Source organism: Actinoplanes sp. NPDC051633 (assembly GCF_040681735.1).
GTDB lineage: Bacteria > Actinomycetota > Actinomycetes > Mycobacteriales > Micromonosporaceae > Actinoplanes.
Map to the genome: position 1 here is coordinate 1 of NZ_JBFAZH010000820.1, position 3,527 is coordinate 3,527.

Annotated in this window: 6 protein-coding genes and 1 pseudogene; 3 read left to right on the top strand and 4 right to left on the bottom strand. The window is 69.2% G+C overall.

Going from position 1 to position 3,527, the window contains the following annotated elements; translation table 11 throughout:
• Together AB0M20_RS32675 and AB0M20_RS32680 are read right to left on the bottom strand one after the other, a co-directional pair.
• Positions 1 to 496 (bottom strand): DUF308 domain-containing protein (locus AB0M20_RS32675; RefSeq protein WP_364304190.1); only part of this gene is annotated, 496 nt, incomplete at its 3' end.
• Positions 497 to 529: 33 nt separating this feature from the next.
• On the bottom strand, positions 530 to 1,801 hold the full coding sequence (locus tag AB0M20_RS32680) for an amidohydrolase (protein ID WP_364304191.1): 1,272 nt from the start codon (positions 1,799 to 1,801) through the stop codon (positions 530 to 532).
• Positions 1,802 to 2,027: 226 nt separating this feature from the next.
• Between AB0M20_RS32680 and AB0M20_RS32685 the strand changes: the two genes are divergently transcribed.
• Together AB0M20_RS32685 and AB0M20_RS32690 are read left to right on the top strand one after the other, a co-directional pair.
• Positions 2,028 to 2,183 (top strand): SDR family oxidoreductase, encoded by a 156-nt coding sequence (locus tag AB0M20_RS32685; RefSeq protein WP_364304192.1) that lies wholly within the window; start codon positions 2,028 to 2,030, stop codon positions 2,181 to 2,183.
• Positions 2,184 to 2,303: 120 nt separating this feature from the next.
• Positions 2,304 to 2,792: a cyclophilin-like fold protein gene (locus tag AB0M20_RS32690; protein ID WP_364304193.1), complete on the top strand. Its 489-nt coding sequence runs from the start codon at positions 2,304 to 2,306 to the stop codon at positions 2,790 to 2,792.
• A 17-nt stretch (positions 2,793 to 2,809) separates the two neighbouring features.
• Here the strand turns inward: AB0M20_RS32690 and AB0M20_RS32695 are convergent, their stop codons facing one another.
• A complete protein-coding gene (locus AB0M20_RS32695) occupies positions 2,810 to 3,184 on the bottom strand; it encodes an aldo/keto reductase (RefSeq protein WP_364304194.1) in 375 nt (124 codons plus the stop codon).
• Positions 3,185 to 3,208: 24 nt separating this feature from the next.
• Positions 3,209 to 3,433: a hypothetical protein gene (locus tag AB0M20_RS32700; RefSeq protein WP_364304196.1), complete on the bottom strand. Its 225-nt coding sequence runs from the start codon at positions 3,431 to 3,433 to the stop codon at positions 3,209 to 3,211.
• 2 nt (positions 3,434 to 3,435) lie between these two features.
• On the opposite strand from AB0M20_RS32700, the pseudogene AB0M20_RS32705 reads away from it, so the two are divergent.
• Positions 3,436 to 3,527 (top strand): annotated as a pseudogene (locus AB0M20_RS32705) (replication protein); the annotation flags it as partial.

Consider the following 3,527-nt stretch of genomic DNA (forward strand, 5'->3'; position numbering starts at 1 on the left):
GGCCACCGAGCAGCAGGCCGAGCAGCGTCAGTGATGCGGTGACCAGATTGGACAACACGAGCAGACCCAGGCCGACGGAGACCACCCCGATGACCAGGACGAACCATCGATCGCCGTGGTACTGCCCGGAGGTGAAGATGCGCACCAATCCGGTCGTCAGAAACAGCGAGCCGGCGAGCAGGGTGAGGCTCAACGCGCCGATCAGCGGGTTACGCAGGATGAATAGCCCCAGTACGGCCAGTCCCACGCCGCCGAGGGCTGAGGACCACGATCCGTCAGAACGGATGCGCCGCAGCGAACCGACGGCCATCACCGTGCCGACGATGAGCACGACCCAGCCGAGCAGTCGCACGGAGATGACCGTGGCGAGCGCTACGTCGCCGACGATGACCGCTCCGCCGATGATCAATAAGATGCCGAGGCCGATGTCCCATCCGGAACGGACGCGGTGCGTGACCGGATCCGGCCGGCCGGTTGCCGCCTGGGTGTCCGACATGTCAAGTCCTCGCTTCCGGTGACTGGCGAACTATCAATCAGCTCCAGCGGCCGCCGGCTCCTCGGCGTGAAGCCACGTGCGGGCCGCGGCGACCAGGGCGCCCACGCCGGTGGTCAGCGTCGGCTCGATGACCGGTGCGAACAGCGGTGAATGGTTCGACGGCATCTCGGCCACGCGGGCCATCACCGCCTCGGCGCTTCGCGCATCCTCGAACTGTGCCGGATCGGCGCCGCCGAGCAGCCAGAAGACACAGGGCGCGCCGGCCGCGGCGGCGAGCAGTCCGACATCCTCGCTGCCGGTGACCAGCCCGGGATCGAACACCCGAGCCGGGCCTACCAACGCCTCGAAGGCCGGGCGGGTGCGTGCCACGGCACCCGGCTCGTTCACCACCGCCGGGAAGCCGTGCAGGACGGTGATGGTGGGCGCCTGCTCGGCACCGGACGCGCTCGCCTCGGCGCGGACGATGCGCTCGATGGCGTCGAGCGTCCGCCGCCGCACATCGGGCTCGAATGTTCGCGTGCTGATCAACAGCTCGGCCTCGTCCGGAATGATGTTCTCCTTGGTGCCTGCCCGAAGGGCACCGACCGTCACCACGGCGGTCTCGGTGCCGCCGATCTCCCGGGAGACGATCGTCTGCAGCCGCAGCACGGTCGCCGCCGCCATCACGACCGGGTCGACAGTCGTCTCCGGCCGAGACCCGTGGCCGCCGCGGCCGTGCAGCACGACGCGAACGCCGTCGGCCGCCGCGAAGGCAGGCCCCGGGCGTACGGCGAGATGCCCGGCAGGGAAGGGTGCGACGTGCTGGCCCAGCACGACCTCCGGCCGCCCGAACCGGTCGTACAGGCCGTCGTCGACCATTGCCTGCGCACCCTCGCCGAACTCCTCGGCGGGCTGGAACACCACCAGTACTGTGCCCTGCCACGAGCGGTCATGGGCCAGCTCCCGCACGGCCCCGATCAGACAGGTCACGTGCACGTCATGTCCGCAGGAGTGCGCCACGGGCACATCGTTGCCGTCGCGATCGATGCCGCGCTGCCGGCTGGCGTACGGAAGCCCGGTCCGCTCCTCCATCGGCAGAGCGTCCATGTCGGCCCGTAGCAGAACCGTCGGGCCCGGACCGTTGCGGAGCACCCCGACCACGCCGGTGCGGCCCACGGCCTCGGTCGTCTCGAGACCGGCCGCACGCAGCCGGGCGGCCACGATGCCCGACGTGCGCGTCTCGGCGAAGGACAGCTCCGGATGCTGATGCAGATCACGGTAGAGATCCGCCAGGTCCGCAGTTCCGGTCACGGCGCCGGTACCCATGGTCCGACCTCGCCTCTGTGCATCATCACGGGCACGAGCGACCCGCCCGGCGGCTCTCGCCGATGTCGTGATCGCAGCCTGACACCCCGGGCGATACGTTGGATCGTCCATTCCGGGTGATACGGGCGAGCGGTCACCCCGGCGGCGGCCGGTCTCGGTCGTGCTGGGGTGCCCTGCCAGTGCACCCATCGTCGGTGACTTCCTCGCTGCCCGGCGAGCGGGTGTGATGCCCGTACAGATTGGCATCGGCCAGGAACCGGTCGGGCGGATGGGACGGCCCGAGGAGATCGCCTCCGCGGTCCTGTGGCTGTGCTCCGACCTCGGCGCGTTCACCGGCGGCCACGCGCTCGTCGTCGAGGGCGGCCAGGCCGTCGGCCTCTGACGTCCAAGACCCCGCCCGCAACGGCGAGAGCAGCCGGGAACCGCGTCCCACCCCCGACGGCCTCGCGTGACACATGGAGACGCCATGCCGAACGTACGCCCAGCCGTGTGTGCAGCGCTGTTGACGGTCGCCGGATTGACCGTTGCCGGCTGCGGGGACAACGGTGAGTCCGGCGACCCCCGCGGTGGAAGACCATCCACCTCGCCTTCGCCCAGCCGCATCGACTCCTCGCCCGATCAGGAAGAGCAGATGAAGATCCGAATCGTCATCGGCGACCAGCGCTTCGAGGCCACGATCGTCAACAGCGCCGCCGGCCGCGACCTCATCGCCCAGCTACCGCTGACCATCGACATGGTCGATCACGGCTCGGTGGAGAAGACCGGCCCGCTGCCCGCACCGCTGTCACTGGACGGCCAGCCGGATGGCGCCGACCCCGACGTCGGAGATGTCGGCTACTACGCGCCCGGCAACGATCTCGTCCTGTATTACGGCGATCAGTCGTACTATCCCGGCATCGTGATCATCGGTCGTCTGGACGGTGACGCCGCGGGCCGCATCGCCGACCTGAAAGGCGCCGTCACCGCGACCGTCGAAACCCGCGCCGGCTGAGCCCGCCCATCCGGTTGTCAGAGGTTGGTCTGAGCCTCGAGGGAGTCGGGGTAGCGGCCGCCCCGGATGTCGATCCGCGACGACAGATCATTGAGCTGGGCCAGCTCGGTCTCGGTGAGGGTGACGTCGGCGGCGGCCAGGTTCTCCTCGAGCCGGTGAAGTTTGGTGGTGCCCGGGATCGGCACGATCCAGGGCTGCTGAGCGAGCAGCCAGGCCAGGGCGATCTGCCCGGGCGTGACGCCCTTGTTCGCGGCGATGGATTTAACCTCGCTGACCAGAGCCAAGTTGTGTTCCAGCGCCTCGCCGGAGAACCGGGGGATCTGGGCGCGGAGGTCATCGGCGGCAAAGGTGGTGGAGGGACGTTGGGTGTCAATCGTGCCGGGTCGGCTCACTTGTGCTCGCCGGCTCGATGGCGGCTATCGGCGCGCTGTCGCCTGCGCGCGCCGGCGACGCACCGCCAACGCCACGCTCGCGATGGCCGCCACGGCGGCCAGAGCGGTCGGCCACCACCGCCACCACGGCGAGGGCTGGCTCCGGCCCGGGCCGGGCCGTGCCACCGCCGGCGGCGCGGCCTGCGCCGCCCTGGCGCGCACTTCGGCGGTCACCGCGGTGGTGTACGGCTGCGGGGCCCGGACGGTCATGATATAAAAAAGTAAAACAAAATTTGATTGGTTTTATGCGTTCAACTGAGGTAACAGTTAATAAAAATGATGGTAGTTATAATCAACATATGCA

What these genes read in the sequence shown, in the direction of transcription:
- AB0M20_RS32700 (WP_364304196.1), bottom strand. Translation starts at nt 3,433, where the DNA reads ATGACCGTCCGGGCCCCGCAGCCGTACACCACCGCGGTGACCGCCGAA.
- AB0M20_RS32685 (WP_364304192.1), top strand. Translation starts at nt 2,028, where the DNA reads ATGCCCGTACAGATTGGCATCGGCCAGGAACCGGTCGGGCGGATGGGA.
- AB0M20_RS32680 (WP_364304191.1), bottom strand. Translation starts at nt 1,801, where the DNA reads ATGGGTACCGGCGCCGTGACCGGAACTGCGGACCTGGCGGATCTCTAC.